The 15,258-nt window shown below is 58.6% G+C and carries 15 protein-coding genes; 4 read left to right on the top strand and 11 right to left on the bottom strand.

The features are described 5' to 3' along the window. Positions 1 to 146: 146 nt before the first annotated feature. From msrQ to mrcB, 9 genes are all read right to left on the bottom strand, one after another. Complete coding sequence (msrQ, locus tag ACM6G4_RS25910; protein ID WP_414914882.1) at positions 147 to 767, bottom strand: protein-methionine-sulfoxide reductase heme-binding subunit MsrQ; 621 nt, start codon at positions 765 to 767, stop codon at positions 147 to 149. Next, entirely contained in the window at positions 767 to 1,780 is a 1,014-nt protein-coding gene (gene msrP / locus ACM6G4_RS25905; RefSeq protein WP_414914881.1) for a protein-methionine-sulfoxide reductase catalytic subunit MsrP, read from the bottom strand. Before msrP ends, msrQ begins: the two co-directional genes overlap by 1 nt. A gap of 63 nt (positions 1,781 to 1,843) precedes the next feature. Then, complete coding sequence (pssA, locus tag ACM6G4_RS25900; RefSeq protein WP_414914880.1) at positions 1,844 to 2,701, bottom strand: CDP-diacylglycerol--serine O-phosphatidyltransferase; 858 nt, start codon at positions 2,699 to 2,701, stop codon at positions 1,844 to 1,846. A gap of 144 nt (positions 2,702 to 2,845) precedes the next feature. Continuing rightward, positions 2,846 to 3,862: a ketol-acid reductoisomerase gene (ilvC, locus tag ACM6G4_RS25895; RefSeq protein WP_003228216.1), complete on the bottom strand. Its 1,017-nt coding sequence runs from the start codon at positions 3,860 to 3,862 to the stop codon at positions 2,846 to 2,848. 45 nt (positions 3,863 to 3,907) lie between these two features. Then, on the bottom strand, positions 3,908 to 4,399 hold the full coding sequence (ilvN, locus tag ACM6G4_RS25890; protein ID WP_003176102.1) for an acetolactate synthase small subunit: 492 nt from the start codon (positions 4,397 to 4,399) through the stop codon (positions 3,908 to 3,910). A 2-nt stretch (positions 4,400 to 4,401) separates the two neighbouring features. Continuing rightward, positions 4,402 to 6,126: an acetolactate synthase 3 large subunit gene (locus ACM6G4_RS25885; protein WP_414914879.1), complete on the bottom strand. Its 1,725-nt coding sequence runs from the start codon at positions 6,124 to 6,126 to the stop codon at positions 4,402 to 4,404. Between the two features lie 483 nt (positions 6,127 to 6,609). Beyond that, complete coding sequence (locus ACM6G4_RS25880) at positions 6,610 to 6,945, bottom strand: YqcC family protein (protein ID WP_056728612.1); 336 nt, start codon at positions 6,943 to 6,945, stop codon at positions 6,610 to 6,612. Further along, positions 6,945 to 7,682, bottom strand: a complete 738-nt coding sequence (locus ACM6G4_RS25875; RefSeq protein WP_056728613.1) for a hypothetical protein — start codon at positions 7,680 to 7,682, stop codon at positions 6,945 to 6,947. Before ACM6G4_RS25875 ends, ACM6G4_RS25880 begins: the two co-directional genes overlap by 1 nt. 16 nt (positions 7,683 to 7,698) lie before the next feature. After that, positions 7,699 to 10,017, bottom strand: a complete 2,319-nt coding sequence (gene mrcB, locus ACM6G4_RS25870; protein WP_056728615.1) for a penicillin-binding protein 1B — start codon at positions 10,015 to 10,017, stop codon at positions 7,699 to 7,701. 116 nt (positions 10,018 to 10,133) lie between these two features. Here mrcB and ACM6G4_RS25865 point away from each other — a divergent pair, with 116 nt between their 5' ends. From ACM6G4_RS25865 to ACM6G4_RS25850, 4 genes are all read left to right on the top strand, one after another. Continuing rightward, positions 10,134 to 11,690: an AAA family ATPase gene (locus ACM6G4_RS25865; protein ID WP_414914878.1), complete on the top strand. Its 1,557-nt coding sequence runs from the start codon at positions 10,134 to 10,136 to the stop codon at positions 11,688 to 11,690. 91 nt (positions 11,691 to 11,781) lie between these two features. After that, a complete protein-coding gene (locus tag ACM6G4_RS25860) occupies positions 11,782 to 12,126 on the top strand; it encodes a pentapeptide repeat-containing protein (protein ID WP_056728618.1) in 345 nt (114 codons plus the stop codon). 245 nt (positions 12,127 to 12,371) lie between these two features. Then, positions 12,372 to 12,644: a TfoX/Sxy family protein gene (locus tag ACM6G4_RS25855; protein WP_008053897.1), complete on the top strand. Its 273-nt coding sequence runs from the start codon at positions 12,372 to 12,374 to the stop codon at positions 12,642 to 12,644. A 370-nt stretch (positions 12,645 to 13,014) separates the two neighbouring features. Continuing rightward, a complete protein-coding gene (locus tag ACM6G4_RS25850) occupies positions 13,015 to 13,332 on the top strand; it encodes a Rieske (2Fe-2S) protein (RefSeq protein WP_056728620.1) in 318 nt (105 codons plus the stop codon). Here the strand turns inward: ACM6G4_RS25850 and sfsA are convergent. Next, positions 13,322 to 14,041 carry a DNA/RNA nuclease SfsA gene (sfsA, locus tag ACM6G4_RS25845; protein ID WP_056728622.1) on the bottom strand — a complete coding sequence of 240 codons (720 nt, stop codon included), beginning with the start codon at positions 14,039 to 14,041 and terminating at the stop codon, positions 13,322 to 13,324. The genes ACM6G4_RS25850 and sfsA overlap by 11 nt on opposite strands. Continuing rightward, positions 14,041 to 15,213, bottom strand: a complete 1,173-nt coding sequence (locus ACM6G4_RS25840) for a pyridoxal phosphate-dependent aminotransferase (RefSeq protein WP_056728623.1) — start codon at positions 15,211 to 15,213, stop codon at positions 14,041 to 14,043. The genes sfsA and ACM6G4_RS25840 overlap by 1 nt, the downstream gene beginning before the upstream one ends. Positions 15,214 to 15,258 lie beyond the last annotated feature (45 nt).

Raw genomic sequence — 15,258 nt, 5'->3', positions numbered from 1 at the left:
CTTTCAACTCCCTTTCGGCTTCGATGAACTGAAGCAACCTGCTGCCGAAAACTGCGTAACTCATTGTTTGCCAAGGAGTTTTCCGTTTCGACTGCGCCGGAAGTGGGGCGAATTATAGGCTTCCAGAATCTGCCGTCAACCACTATTTACGCCTTTTTGGCAGAAGAGCCCTTTTTAGCCATTAGACGCGGGATTCGACGCGCCAAAGGCGGTAGCCGCAGCACTAACAGTAATGCACCTGTAGATGCATAGATCACCCACTCCTTCAGGTCGGCGCGCACAATCCAGAGCATATGCAGTAATCCAAGCCCGAGAATGACATACGCCAAGCGATGCAACTTCTTCCAGCGGGCACCCAATCGTCGCTGACTGTATCGATTGGAAGTCACCGCCAATGCCAGCAAACCAAGAAAACCCACCCCCCCTACAATAATGTAAGGCCGCTTGCGCAACTCGACACCCAGCTGCGACCAATCAAACCCAAGTATGAATGCGCAATAACTACTGAGGTGGAGCAGCACATAGGCAAAGCACCACAATCCCAACTGTCGTCGCACGACATTCCACCCTGCCCAACCCGTGAGTTTCTGCAAAGGCGTCAAACTCAAGATGACGAGCAGCAGAACAAGCGCCCCCAAACCCAGCCGGTCGACCAGCACCTTGCCCGGATCCGGCCCGAGAACATCCTCCAGGGCCTGGTACAACCACAGCAGCGGCCACACCAGCACCACGACAAAGACACCGACACGCCAAAACGGATAGCGCATCAGTAGTTCTTCCTCAGGTCGAGCCCCGTATATAGAGAGGCGACTTCCTCTGAATAGCCGTTGAACAATTGCGTGTCGCGCACATTGGGCTTGAACAAGCCACTAGGCAGGCGGCGCTCACGGGCCTGAGTCCAGCGAGGATGATCAACGGTGGGATTCACGTTCGCATAAAAGCCATATTCATCCGCCGCAATGCTCTGCCAGGTGGTTTTCGGCTGCTCGCCGACCAGACTGATGCGCACGATGGACTTGATACTTTTGAACCCGTACTTCCAGGGCACGACCAGACGCAACGGCGCGCCGTTCTGATTTGGCAATACACGCCCGTACATCCCCACAGCAAGAATCGCCAACGGGTTCATCGCCTCATCCAGTCGCAGCCCCTCTATATAAGGCCAGTCGATCAAGGCAAAACCGGAGCGCTGGCCCGGCATGCTTTTGGGATCCTGCAGGGTTTCGAAGCGGATGAATCTGGCTTTCGAGGTCGGCTCTACCTCCTTGAGCAAAGCCGAGAGCGGGAAACCGATCCAGGGAATGACCATCGACCAGGCTTCCACGCAGCGCAGTCGGTAGATTCGCTCCTCCAGCTGATACGGCTTCATGAAGTCTTCGAGGGCATACCGCCCGGGCTTGCCCACCTCCCCATCCACCACCACAGACCACGGTTCAGTCTTCAGTGTGCCGGCATTCGCAGCCGGATCACCTTTATCAGTGCCGAACTCGTAGAAGTTGTTGTAGTGGGTCGCGTCCTTGAACGGCGTGATCGCCTCATCCTTGACGACAACTGCCCCCCACTTGACCGAGGAAAGTTTTTCGCTGAACCAGACAGGCGCCTTGCCTGGCTCGACATCCGCATAACGCGCCACATTGTCGGCAGCCGCCCACCGAGGAAGACCGCTCACGGCCAAACCGGTAACAGCAACACTCAATACATTGCGTCGAGAAAGATAGATGGATTCAGGCGTGACATCCGACTCATGGCAGTCGGATGCTTTAGTGACTTTGATCAGCATGGCTACTCCGCAGTATTGGAGAACAGATGCACCAACAGACTGCGGAGTATGGGGGAAATTACATCACTCGACGCTTTTACGCCGACGAAGATGTAACAGGTATTGAACCGGACCGGACGCGGCATAGGCGAGGAAGACCAGCAGCAGGATGCGCGGCGGATCACTGAAAACAACCGCGAACACCAACACTACTGCGAGGATCGCCACGAAAGGCACTCGCCCCTTCAGGTCCAGTTCCTTGAAGCTGTTGTACTTGATGTTGCTGACCATCAGCATGCCGGCCGCCGCCACCATCAGCGCAACCAGGAAAGACATCTTGGAACCCTGGATGCCGTAGTCGCTGAACGCCCAGACGATACCTGCAACCACACCTGCAGCGGCAGGACTGGCCAGACCGATGAAGTAGCGCTTGTCCGCGGTGCCGACCTGGGTGTTGAAGCGTGCGAGACGTAATGCCGCGCCCGCCACATAGATGAAGGCGACCATCCAGCCAACCTTGCCCATGTCACCCAAGGCCCAACCGAAAGCCAGCAATGCAGGGGCAACACCAAAGGCAACCATGTCCGACAACGAGTCGTACTCGGCACCGAAGGCACTCTGGGTATTGGTCATGCGAGCCACGCGCCCATCAAGACCATCGAGCACCATGGCGACAAAAATCGCGATGGCCGCGAACGCGAAATACTTGCTCGCATTGCCCGAGTCACCAGCACTCAAGGCCGCCTGGGCACTCATCGAGTTGATGATGGAATAGAACCCTGCGAACAGGTTCGCAGTAGTGAACAGATTCGGCAGAAGATAGATACCACGATGCCGGACTTTACGACCTTCCGCGTCATGCCCTTCTTCGACATGCTCATCGATGGGCAGCAGGCTTTCGGCGTCAGAAGCCTGGTTTGGCTCTTCGGGGCGTTCGCTCATGGACATTACCTTGCAACGGGGTGGAAAGTTTGGACAGGTGTCTGGGACGACGGTTCGGCCGCAAACGATGCAGCTTTATACCAGAACCGGCCCCCCAAACGAAAAAACGCGGCCTAAGCCGCGTTTTTCGTACAAGTGCGTGACTTAGTTCTTGGCTTTGTCGACGATCTTGTTGGCACCGATCCACGGCATCATGGAGCGCAGTTGCTCGCCGATGATTTCGATACCGTGAGCGGCGTTGTTACGACGCTTGGCGGTCATCGAAGGATAGCCGGTAGCGCCTTCGCTGATGAACATCTTGGCGTATTCGCCGTCCTGAATACGTTTCAGGGCGTTGCGCATGGCCTGACGGGATTCGGCGTTGATGACTTCAGGGCCGGTCACGTACTCGCCGTATTCGGCATTGTTGGAGATCGAGTAGTTCATGTTGGCGATACCGCCTTCGTACATGAGGTCAACGATCAGCTTCAGTTCGTGCAGGCACTCGAAGTAGGCCATTTCCGGCGCGTAGCCAGCTTCAACCAGGGTTTCGAAACCGGCCTTGACCAGCTCAACGGTACCGCCGCACAGAACGGCTTGTTCGCCGAACAGGTCGGTTTCAGTCTCGTCCTTGAAGGTGGTTTCGATGATGCCGGTACGACCGCCGCCAACACCGGCAGCGTAGGACAGAGCGACGTTCTTGGCGTTGCCCGAGGCGTCCTGGTAGATAGCGATCAGGTCAGGGATACCGCCGCCTTTCACGAACTCGGAACGTACGGTGTGGCCTGGAGCCTTCGGCGCGATCATGATCACGTCGAGGTCAGCGCGCGGCACAACCTGGTTGTAATGGATCGCGAAGCCGTGGGAGAAGGCCAGGGTGGCGCCTTTCTTGATGTTCGGCTCGATTTCGTTCTTGTACAGGGAGGACTGGAATTCGTCCGGGGTCAGGATCATGACCAGGTCGGCAGCCGCAACAGCGGAAGCAACGTCGGTCACTTTCAGGCCGTGGGCTTCAGCCTTGGCAACGGTAGCCGAGCCTTTACGCAGACCGACAGTCACGTCAACGCCGGAGTCTTTCAGGTTGCACGCTTGAGCGTGGCCCTGGGAACCGTAACCGATGATGGCAACTTTCTTGCCCTGGATGATCGACAGGTCGCAGTCTTTATCGTAGAAAACTTTCATGAATTTCCCCTATATCAGGCCGTTCAGGCCGTTCGCTAATTTGGTTTAGATGCTGAGTACTTTGTCGCCGCGGGCAATGCCGGTCACGCCGCTACGGACGGTCTCCAGAATCGAGGCGGTGCCAATGGACTGAATGAAGCTGTCGAGCTTGTCGCTGGTACCGGTCAGTTGAACGGTATACACGCTGGCGCTGACATCGACGATCTGTCCACGGTAAATATCGGTAGTGCGCTTGATCTCGGCACGCTGGGCGCCGGTGGCCTTGACCTTGACCAGCATCAGTTCGCGCTCGATGTGAGCACTCTCCGACAGGTCGACCAGTTTTACCACTTCGATCAGCTTGTTCAGGTTCTTGGTGATCTGCTCGATGACTTCATCGTGACCAACCGTGGTGAGCGTCAGACGCGACAGTGTCGGGTCTTCGGTCGGGGCCACGGTCAGGCTTTCGATGTTGTAGTTGCGCTGCGAGAACAGGCCAACCACACGAGACAGAGCACCGGGTTCGTTTTCCAGAAGCAAGGAAATAATGTGCCGCATGATTAGGTACGCTCCGTCTTGCTCAGCCACATATCGCGCATGGAGCCGTCTTTGATCTGCATCGGGTAGACGTGCTCGCTGGTATCGACCGAAATATCGATCACCACCAGGCGATCTTTCATGGCGAACGCTTCTTCCATCTTCGACTTCAAATCTTTCGATTCAGTGATGCGCACGCCAACATGGCCATAGGCTTCAGCCAGCTTGACGAAGTCAGGCAACGACTCCATGTAGGAGTGCGAGTGACGGCTGCCATAGCTCATGTCCTGCCACTGGCGAACCATACCCAGAACGCCGTTGTTCAGAATGACGATTTTTACCGGCAACCCGTATTGCAGACAGGTGGACAGTTCCTGGATGTTCATCTGGATACTGCCTTCGCCCGTTACACAGGCGACGTCGGCATCCGGGTAGCTCAACTGAATGCCCATGGCCGCCGGAAAACCGAAGCCCATGGTGCCCAGACCACCGGAGTTGATCCAGCGGTTCGGCTTGTTGAACTTGTAGTACTGCGCAGCAAACATCTGGTGCTGGCCCACGTCGGAGGTCACAAAGGCGTCGCCATTGGTCACTTCGCACAGGGTTTCGATCACGGTCTGCGGCTTGATCTTGCTGCCGTCGCCCTTGTCATACGGGAACAGGCCGCGATCACCGCGCCACTCGTCAACCTGCTTCCACCAGCTGGCAACGGATTCCTTGTTCGGGGTCTCGCCGATTTCCTTGAGGATCGCGACCATTTCGGTCAGGACACTCTCAACCGGACCCACGATAGGCACGTCGGCCTTGATGGTCTTGGAGATCGAAGCCGGGTCGATGTCGATGTGAATGATCTTGGCGTTCGGGCAGAACTTCGACGCGCCGTTGATGACACGGTCGTCGAAACGTGCGCCGACAGCGAGGATCACGTCAGCATGGTGCATCGCCAGGTTGGCGGTGTAGCTGCCGTGCATGCCGAGCATGCCGATGAACTGACGGTCGGTGCCAGGGAAGCCACCGAGGCCCATCAGGGTATTGGTCACTGGCAGGTTGAGCATCTTCGCCAGTTCGGTCAGTGGTGCGGAACCACCGCCGAGGATCACGCCGCCGCCCGAATACAACACAGGACGCTTGGCCGCCAGGAGCATTTCTGCCGCCTTGCGGATTTGACCGGAGTGACCGCGAACAGCCGGGCTGTAGGAGCGCAACTTGGCTTTTTTCGGGAAGATGTATTCGAACTTCTCGGCCGGGTTGGTCATGTCTTTCGGAATATCGACGACGACCGGACCAGGACGACCGGATTGTGCCAGGTAGAACGCCTTCTTCATGACTTCCGGGATTTCCGACGCGTGCTTGATCATGAAGCTGTGCTTCACGATCGGCCGGGAGATACCGATCATGTCGGTTTCCTGGAACGCATCGGTACCCACCATGGTGCTAGGCACCTGGCCGGAAATGATCACCATCGGAATGGAGTCCATGTAGGCGGTGGCGATACCGGTGATGGCGTTTGTTGCGCCAGGACCGGAAGTCACCAGTACCACACCGGCTTTACCGGTGGCACGGGCGTAGCCGTCAGCCATATGGGTAGCCGCTTGCTCGTGACGAACCAGGATGTGGGTCACTTCCGGTTCTTTGAACAGGGCATCGTAGACATGAAGAAGAGCACCACCCGGGTACCCGTAGATATACTTGACGCCTTCGTCACGCAAGAAGCGGACGAGCATCTCACCGCCAGATAAAAGCTCCACGTTGCTCACCTCTAAAACGCCAGAATACCGCCCACGAAAAATGGAACGGGTCTTAATAGGTTTACTTCTCGGCAGAGCATGAGCGACGGTGGTCGCCGACTACGTCAGCACTGACTGAGCAAGTATTGGGATCGTCCCAAGTGTTGCGGGGCTTTCCCACCCAGCGCGAGGTAACGCGTTGCGGGTGTAACAGGTCGACGCGGATATGCGCCTCATGATCTGCTGAGAGGGTCTGCTTCTGGCAGTCCCTGTACAGCGGACTTTGGATTCTTCTGTTTCGTCCTTCGCAAGTCAAGTCGTCTATGTGCTTTATTCTACTAAGCGCATGAGAACGCAAGAAAAAACCCGTAAATCAGCCCTGTGTTAGCTTCGATTGCGCAACTTTTAGCAAAAAATTGGCACGCGAATGCACTTACCCAGCAACGGCCGACAAAATAGACAGATATTGTGAACAACTGCCAGCGGACGCTGGCAGCTTCTGGCTCAGCGGGACGCGGTAATCAGCTGATCGAATTCTTTGAGCAGCACCTGCAACTGCCGATCCCTACCCTGGACATTGCGCCCGGCAAAGACCATTTCAGCCATTTCCTGAATGCCCGAAGCGTTGGGTAGCGGCAAATCCTGCTCGAGGATCATCTTCATGCGTGGCAGGAAGATCCATTGCAGCCATTGCTCGAAATCCAGTGTGTCGACCGAAAACGGCTCGACACTGGAAAGCGCTTCGGCAGAGGGCGAGACCTCATCCCACCATCCTTGCACCCGCAACTCGCGCTCGATCAACAACAGTTGATCGGCGATTTTCAGAAAGCGCGCATCCATCACAGCGTTACCTTGGCCTTCTGACGAGCCAATGCCGCGCCCTGGGAGTCACCCTGCTTTTCGCGCGCCTGGCCAATCAGCTCCCACAAGTTGGCCTGAAGGGCTGGACGGCCATTGGCAAGGGTCAGCCCACGGCGAGCGAACTGTTCGGCCTGGGCGGCATCGCCCTGAGACATGCGCACCTGGGCTAGCCGGTAAAGCACCTGCGGCTCACGCGGTGCAACGCGCTGGGCGCGTTCGAGGCTGGAGGAGGCACCATTAAGATCACCGCTCGCCTGTTGCTGTTGAGCGGTGGTCAGCAAAGCCAATACCGGGCCGTCCAACTGCTCGTCGGCAGAAAGTCCGCCCGAACTGGCCGATGGAATCCCGCTTGGCGACGACGGCATGCTGTAGCTGCCCTGATTGATCGGCGCCGATTGGACCGGCGACGTGTCAATCGGCCCCGGCGTGATCGGACCCGGCGTGATCGGCGTGGTGCTGATCGGCGTCGAAGTCGTTGCCGCGCCTGGCACCATCACCACTACGCCGCTGTCACCCTGCGCAATCGCCTGGGTCTGCGACTGCCCCTGCGCTGGGCGCTTGACGGTCGTCTGGCGGAAACCGCCATTGGCCGAGATCCGCTCACTGTTGGACACGGCGGTGCCGGAGTCCACAACCGGAATCGAGCCACGTTGTACGCTGGAACAACCGCTGAGCAAAGCTACGGCGGCAACCGCTGGAATCAACCACTTGTTCACTTGAAACCCTCTTTGCTTAATTCATCCAGCCTTTGACCCAGTCCATCACCGACTCTGCAGGGTTTTCACCACCGCAAGCGGCACCGGGAGGTGGTTCACTGCCGCGAATATACGGCATCTGCACGGCACCCGGGCAACCAGCATCAGAACCTTGCCCGGTTCGCGAGTCCACCCAGGCCTGAACGATATTATCCGGCTGCGGCATGTCCAGCGGCAACGGGTCGGCCTTGCGCATGAAACTGGTCCAGACCTGCAAGGCCCCGGTGGCGCCGGTGAATGGCGTCTTGCCGTTGTCGTCGCGACCCAGCCAGACCACCGCCAGCAAGTCCTGGCTGAAACCGGCAAACCAACTGTCCCGCGAGTCGTTACTGGTACCGGTCTTGCCCGCCAGGGTCAGGGTCCTTGGCAGCACGTTATAGACCGAGCTGCCGGTACCTTCACGCATCACCCGCTGCATGGCGCTCTGGATCAGGTAAATGGAGGCCGGATCGAAACGTTGCTGGATCTGGAATGGATAACGCTTGAGCGGCTCGCCCTCGGCAGTCAGCACGCTGCGAATCCCGCGCATCGGCGTATTGAAGCCGCCGTTGGCGAGGGTCTGGTACATGGTCGCCACTTCGATTGGCGTCATGCCGCCGGCCCCGAGCAACATCGACGGGAAGGCCGGGAATTCACGAGTCACACCCAGGCGCTCCACCGTTTTCAGGACGTTCGGCACACCCACCGCCAAACCGAGACGCGCGGTCGACAGGTTGTAGGAATGCGCCAGGCCTTGATAGAGGAACACTGTACCGTGAGAACGACGATCATAGTTCTGCGGCTTCCAGACCTGACCGTCCGCGCCTTTGACCGAAAAGGATTCGTCCGACAGCCAACTGGTCAGTGTGTACTGGCTTGGTTTCTCCAGTGCGGTCAGGTAAACCGCCGGCTTGATCAGCGACCCGATCGGCCGTACCGCATCCAGCGCCCGGTTGAACCCGGCAAAACTGGCCTGGCGACTGCCGATCATGGCCTGCACCTCCCCCGTCTCCGGGTTGGTCACGACCATTGCCGCTTCGACGTCATCGGAACCCTTGCGCCCAGCCAGGCGCTTGAAGGTGTCGTTGACCGAAGCTTCAGCCTTCATCTGCAGGATCGGATCGAAGCTGGTGAAGATGCGCAGCCCTTCTTCGGTCAAGTCTTCGTCGCGATAGTCTTCGCGCAGCTGACGCTTGACCAGATCGAGGAAGCCGGGGAACGAACTGTCCGCCAGACTGCCGCGCTTGGTCACGCCCAAAGGCATTTTCTTCGCCGCCTCAACCTGCTCGGCAGTCGCGACGCCCTGCTCTTGCAGCACATCGAGCACCAGATTGCGCCGCTCGAGGGCACGCTCCGGATAACGACGGGGGTTATAGGAAGAAGGCCCCTTGACCATGCCCACCAGCAGCGCGACTTGATGCAGCTTGAGCTCGGCCAGCGGCTGGCTGAAGAAGAACTGGCTGGCCAGGCCGAAACCATGCACCGCGCGCTGACCGTCCTGCCCGATAAACACTTCGTTGAGGTAAGCCTCGAGAATTTCGGGCTTGTCGTAATGCAGTTCAAGCAGCAGCGCCATCATCGCTTCGGTGAGTTTGCGGCTCAGGCTGCGCTCGTTGGTCAGGTAGAAGTTCTTGACCAACTGTTGCGTCAGGGTACTGCCGCCCTGACGCATGCGCCCGGACGAACCGTTGACCCAGATTGCACGGGCGATCGACTTCGGCGAAACACCAAAGTGATGATAAAAATCACGATCCTCGACCGCCACCAGCGTTTCAAGCAGGTACGGCGGCACCTGATCGATCTTGATCAGAATCCGGTCTTCGAGGTTTTTCGGGTACAGGCCACCGATCAACAGCGGCTCCAGGCGCACCACCGACAGCTTCGAGCCTTTTGCCCCCGCCAACTCGGCCACGTAATCGCCGGAGAAACGCACCCGCACCGGTTGTGCTTGCTCCATGCCTTCATAGAACTGGAAGCCGCGGGTGTTCAGGTCAACGGTATTGCCATTGACCGACGCCGCCCCCGGACCATTGGCCACGCTTTCACGGCGATAACCCAGGGCATCGAGTTCGGTCAGGAAATCATCCCGGCTCAGCTTCTGTCCGACGAACAGTTCGAGCGGGCGCGCGTAAACCTTGGCCGGGATGGTCCAGCGCTTGCCGGAGAACTTCTCCTGGACGATTGCATCAAGGTAAACGGCGAATCCGGCCAGCACCACAAGGGCGACCAGACTGAGTTTAATGGCCCAGCCCAGCCACGGGCGCAGGCCCTTGGAGGGTGGTTTTTTTGGGGTGCGGGGAGTTCGAGTACGAGTCATGGCGGCGGATTATACGCACTTTATTCATCCTCAACAGGAGCGCTCCGAGGTTTGCGTCAGGCGGACTTGCAGCCATAATGACGGCCTTGAATTTCCCAGACTCTGAAGGATCGCCTGTGAGCCAGTCCCTGATCGCTGCCCTGCAAAACCCTGCCCTCTACCCGCATCCTGTAGAGGGATTCCAGGTCATCGAGACCCATATTTCCTGGGTACTGCTCACCGGCCCCTATGCCTATAAAGTGAAGAAGCCGGTCAATTTCGGTTTTCTTGACTTCACCAGCCTTGAGGCTCGCGAACACTTTTGCGCTGAAGAACTGCGCCTGAACCAGCGCCTGACCGACGATCTGTACCTCGAAGTGCTGCCCGTCACCGGCAGCGCCGAAGCTCCGCAACTGGGCGGCGAAGGCCCGGCCATCGAATACGTACTGAAGATGCGCCAGTTCCCGCAAACCGGCTTGCTCAGCACCCTGCAAGCCAATGGCGAACTGACCACCGCGCACATCGACGAGATGGCCGAGCAAATCGCCCGCTTCCACCTCAACGCACCGAAGGTGCCGACCGGGCACGAAGCCGGCACCCCGGACAGCGTCATGGCGCCGGTGCGGCAGAACTTCGAACAGATCCGTCCGTTCCTCAGCGATAAAGCCGACCTGTTGCAACTCGACGCCCTGCAAGCCTGGGCAGAAAGCAGCTTCGAGCGCCTAAAGCCGCTGCTCGCCCAGCGCAAGGCCGAAGGTTTCATTCGTGAATGCCACGGTGATATCCACCTGGGTAACGCCACCGTGATCGACGGCAAGGTCGTGATCTTCGACTGCATCGAATTCAACGAACCGTTTCGCTTTACCGACGTTTACGCCGACACCGGCTTCCTGGCGATGGACCTGGAAGATCGCGGCTTGAAGTGCCTGGCGCGTCGCTTCATCAGCCAGTACCTGGAGCTGACCGGCGACTATCGCGGCCTCGAACTGCTGAACTTCTATAAAGCCTACCGCGCACTGGTTCGCGCCAAGGTTGCCCTGTTCAGCATGCCGGCCGACGCCACTGCGGTGCAGCGCGCCACCACCCTGCGCCAGTACCGCAACTACGCCAACCTGGCGGAAAGCTATAGCACCATTCCTTCGCGTTTCATGGCCATTACCCACGGTGTTTCCGCTGTCGGCAAGAGCCACGTCGCCATGCGCCTGGTCGAAGCCCTGGGTGCGATCCGCCTGCGTTCCGATGTCGAGCGCAAGCGCCTGTTCGGCGAGCAAACCATCGAGAACGACGTACAGGCCGGCATCTATAGCGCCGACGCCAGTGCAGCGACCTATGCCCGCCTGCACGAAATCGCCGGCGTCATTCTGCGTGCGGGTTTCCCGGTGGTGGTGGATGCCACTTACCTCAAGCATGATCAGCGTGACAGTGCAGCGAAGGTTGCCGAAGCCACCGGCGCGCCCTTCCTGATCCTCGACTGCAATGCGCCACAGGCCGTGATCGAAAGCTGGCTGGCCATGCGCCAGGCAGACAAGAAAGACCCGTCCGATGCCACCCTGGCCGTTATCGCAGCCCAGCAAACCAGCCGTGAAGCGCTGACGCCTGCGGAAATCCTCTGCAGCAAGCGCGTCCAGACCAATGAAAGCGGGACGCTCGATACCGTTGTGGAACAGATTCGCCAGCGCCTGCCAGGCCTGTAAGAAACTATTTCGGTCGTGAAGTCCGCGCTGGCTTCACGACCTTCAAATGGTGGCACTATACTGGCGTCATAAAACCATCAGGTGATGCGACATGAGCCAGCCTAAACTTCTCGACACATCGCTATATGCCCTGCTGCACAAAGACGACATCAAAGGCTTCAACAGTGAACGCCCCAAGGATGGTCCCATCGACATGGCAGGTGGAGATTTCCGGGGGCTGGACCTGCGCGAGCTGAATGCCGACGGCGTGGATTTCAGCGACGCCTACTTCCGTTCCGCCGACTTGCGCGGCATCGATTTTCGCAAAGCGAACCTGGAAGGCGCGAGCCTGGCTCACGCGCAGATCTCCGGTACGTACTTTCCGGTCGAACTCAGTGCCGACGAAATCCTGATGTCGATGAACTTCGGCACGCGATTGCGTTATCGCACCCGATAATCACCGTCTCGCCGCCTTACACGTCCAGCGCCTGCGCTGCGCTGGACTGCTGGGATATTCGCCCCTAAATCCTTGCTCTCCCCCACTCTTCCTCCCGCGCGCATAGACTTTTCACGCCCTGCCAATACTCGTTTCTTAGAAGCATTTGCGTCGTAATCGAGCAAACAATCACGCTTTTCCTACTGATGGCTACACTCCTCAGAAGATTGCCCACGCTCTCCATTCGGCCATCGCAAGGAGGCTTGATGAATGATGAACTGCAACACCTGAAGAATCTTGGCAAGACGTCAGCGCAATGGCTGCATGCCGTGGGCATCCATAGCGCTTCGGACTTGCGTCGCCTCGGGGCGGTGGATGCTTATCGGGCCGTGCGCACGCGCGGTTTTCGGGCGTCCAAGGTGTTGTTGTACGCAATTGAAGGCGCACTGATGGACGTTCACTGGAATGACATTCCTGCCGAGCGCAAGGAAGCCCTGAACAAACAACTGGAAGCCATCTCTACACGCCACAAGAACTGATCTGATACATGCTTGCGAAGCTTTACAGCCTGAAACCCAATGATTACGAGGCCTGCAGACACAAATCCGGCGAATCGCAAAGAAATCGAAAAACAGCGGTTGACTTGGTAATGAGAATCGATATGATTATCACAACTGGTCGCGAGACTGGTCGATATTCTGAAAAGCCCTTGGTTCGGACTCTCGGATTATCTCCTCATCAGGCTAATCACGGTTATTTGACCCGGCTCTTGCCGGGTCTTTTTTTGCCTGTGGAAAAGTATTGGCAGGATGAAGGCACTTGCACCCGACGGACAGGGCAGCCATTTGATAGCATTCAAACTTCAAGCTCGGACATATCCAGTCACGAGCTGCGGGACCGAGGATAGACATGAAGTTGCTTTGCGCTGGCGCCGGGTTGGTCAATGACAGCAGCCGCGGGTTCGACATCGATGGCCAAAAGTTTTTTGCAGTGCGCCGCAGCGGACAGGTTTACGTCTATATCAATCGCTGCCCGCACCGGGGCGTTGCCCTGGAGTGGCATCCCGACCAGTTTCTCGACCCCAGCAACAGCCTGATCCAGTGCGCCACCCATGGCGCACTGTTCCTGATCGAAGACGGTGAATGCGTCGCCGGCCCTTGCGCGGGGCAAGCCTTGACCAGCGTGGCCTGCCGCGAGGACGAACAAGGTATCTGGATCAGCCTCTAGCACCCGGCAATACGTCCAGGCACCGGTCGACCAGCATTTCTTCGTGGCTCAACCGCACACCGTAGGCCAGCACCTCGACCCCACAGGCAATAGCCTCACGCAAGGCCTGCGCATAAGCCGGATCGATTTCCTGCGCCGGGCGCACAGCCTCGATGTCGGAAAGGCAAACACAGTACAACTGCACCGCGCGAATACCGTCCCTGGCCAAGTGGGCCAGCTCCCGCAGATGCTTGGCGCCACGCTGGGTAACCGCATCGGGAAACGCCGCCACCGCCGTACCGTCGAACCCCAGGGTCACGCTTTTGACTTCGACGTAGGCCGGCCCTTCGGGGTAATCGAGGCGGAAATCGATACGACTGTTTTCCTGACCATAAGCCACTTCGCGCTTGAGCCCGGTAAACCCGTTCAGCTCCGTGATGACGCCCGCTCGCAGCGCCTCTTCAATCAAACCGTTGGCGCGGGCGGTGTTCACGCAAAACAGCCGCCCTTGCGGGGTTTCGCCGATCTCCCAGGTGCCGGGCAACTTGCGTTTCGGATCGTTGGAGCGACTGAACCAGACCTGCCCGCCTTCGACCTGACAATTGAGCATCGAGCCTGTGTTCGGGCAGTGAATGGTCAGCAATTCGCCGCCAACGGTTTCGATATCGGCGAGAAAACGCTTGTAACGTCGGATCAGGCGCCCTTCTTCGAGGGGAGGATGAAAACGCATCAGCCTTGCCAGCTCCGCAATCCACGGGCAATGCGCTCGACCGCTTCCTGCAACCGCTCGAGATTTTGCGTGTAGGCGAACCGCACATGATGCCCGGCCTGATAACGCCCGAAATCCAGCCCCGGGGTGAATGCCACATGTTCGGTTTCCAGAAAATACTTACAAAACGCGAAGGCATCGCCGCCGAACTTGCTGATATCGGCATACAAGTAGAACGCCCCTTCCGGCTCCACGGCAATCCCGAAGCCCAATTCACGCAAGGCCGGCAGCAGGTAGTCCCGACGCCGGCCAAATTCGGCGCGACGCTCTTCGAGAATGCTGATGGTCGCCGGCTCGAAACAGGCCAGAGCAGCGTGCTGTGCCATGCTTGGTGCACTGATGTAGAGGTTCTGGGCAAGCTTTTCCAGCTCACCGACGGCCGCGTCGGGTGCCACCAGCCAGCCGAGCCGCCAACCGGTCATCCCGAAGTACTTCGAAAAGCTGTTCAGAACGAATGCACTGTCGTCGACTTCCAGCACGCTGGCCGCATCGGTGCCATAGGTCAGGCCATGATAAATCTCGTCGACCACCAGATGACCGTGGCGCTCCTTGATCGCGACAGACAGCTTCGCCAGCTCGTCGCGGGTCAGGATCGTGCCGGTCGGATTGGCTGGCGACGCCACCAGTGCGCCGACGCTGTCGTGGTCCCAATGACGCTCGATCAGGCCCGGCGTCAATTGATAACGCACATCCGGGCCGACCGGCACCAACTGTGCCGCGCCTTCGACCAATCGCAGGAAATGCCGGTTACACGGATAGCCCGGGTCCGCCAGCAGCCAGTGCTTGCCGGGGTCGACCAGCAAAGCGCTGGCCAGCAGCAGCGCGCCGGAGCCACCCGGCGTGATGAGGATGCGCCGTGGGTCGATGTTCAAGCCATAACGTTGCTGATAAAAGCCCGAAATGGCCTCACGCAGCTCGGGAATGCCACGCGCGGCGGTGTAACGGGTCTTCCCCGCTGTCAGCGCAGCCTGGCCGGCCTGGATGATCGGTTCGGCGGTGGTGAAGTCCGGCTCGCCGATTTCCAGGTGGATCACATCGTGGCCGGCCGCCTGCAATTCATTGGCCCGCGCCAACAGCGCCATGACATGGAAAGGTTCGATCGCGCGACTGCGGGCACTGTAGGGCTGAGCCATTGGCCTTCCTTCAACGGAATAAAAAACCGATTCTACCCAAGCGCA

This window comes from Pseudomonas sp. IT-P258 (genome assembly GCF_949767825.1).
Taxonomy (GTDB): Bacteria; Pseudomonadota; Gammaproteobacteria; order Pseudomonadales; family Pseudomonadaceae; genus Aquipseudomonas; species Aquipseudomonas monachiensis.
Note: the sequence above shows the minus strand (reverse complement) of the source record. Positions and strands in the feature narration are given on the sequence as shown.

Coding starts and splice junctions, on each gene's coding strand:
- ACM6G4_RS25880 (WP_056728612.1), bottom strand. CDS start 6,945: ATGGATGCGCGCTTTCTGAAAATCGCCGATCAACTGTTGTTGATCGAG.
- ACM6G4_RS25840 (WP_056728623.1), bottom strand. CDS start 15,213: ATGGCTCAGCCCTACAGTGCCCGCAGTCGCGCGATCGAACCTTTCCAT.
- pssA (WP_414914880.1), bottom strand. CDS start 2,701: ATGAGCGAACGCCCCGAAGAGCCAAACCAGGCTTCTGACGCCGAAAGC.
- ACM6G4_RS25860 (WP_056728618.1), top strand. CDS start 11,782: ATGAGCCAGCCTAAACTTCTCGACACATCGCTATATGCCCTGCTGCAC.
- ilvC (WP_003228216.1), bottom strand. CDS start 3,862: ATGAAAGTTTTCTACGATAAAGACTGCGACCTGTCGATCATCCAGGGC.
- ACM6G4_RS25850 (WP_056728620.1), top strand. CDS start 13,015: ATGAAGTTGCTTTGCGCTGGCGCCGGGTTGGTCAATGACAGCAGCCGC.
- mrcB (WP_056728615.1), bottom strand. CDS start 10,017: ATGACTCGTACTCGAACTCCCCGCACCCCAAAAAAACCACCCTCCAAG.
- msrP (WP_414914881.1), bottom strand. CDS start 1,780: ATGCTGATCAAAGTCACTAAAGCATCCGACTGCCATGAGTCGGATGTC.
- msrQ (WP_414914882.1), bottom strand. CDS start 767: ATGCGCTATCCGTTTTGGCGTGTCGGTGTCTTTGTCGTGGTGCTGGTG.
- sfsA (WP_056728622.1), bottom strand. CDS start 14,041: ATGCGTTTTCATCCTCCCCTCGAAGAAGGGCGCCTGATCCGACGTTAC.
- ilvN (WP_003176102.1), bottom strand. CDS start 4,399: ATGCGGCACATTATTTCCTTGCTTCTGGAAAACGAACCCGGTGCTCTG.
- ACM6G4_RS25855 (WP_008053897.1), top strand. CDS start 12,372: ATGAATGATGAACTGCAACACCTGAAGAATCTTGGCAAGACGTCAGCG.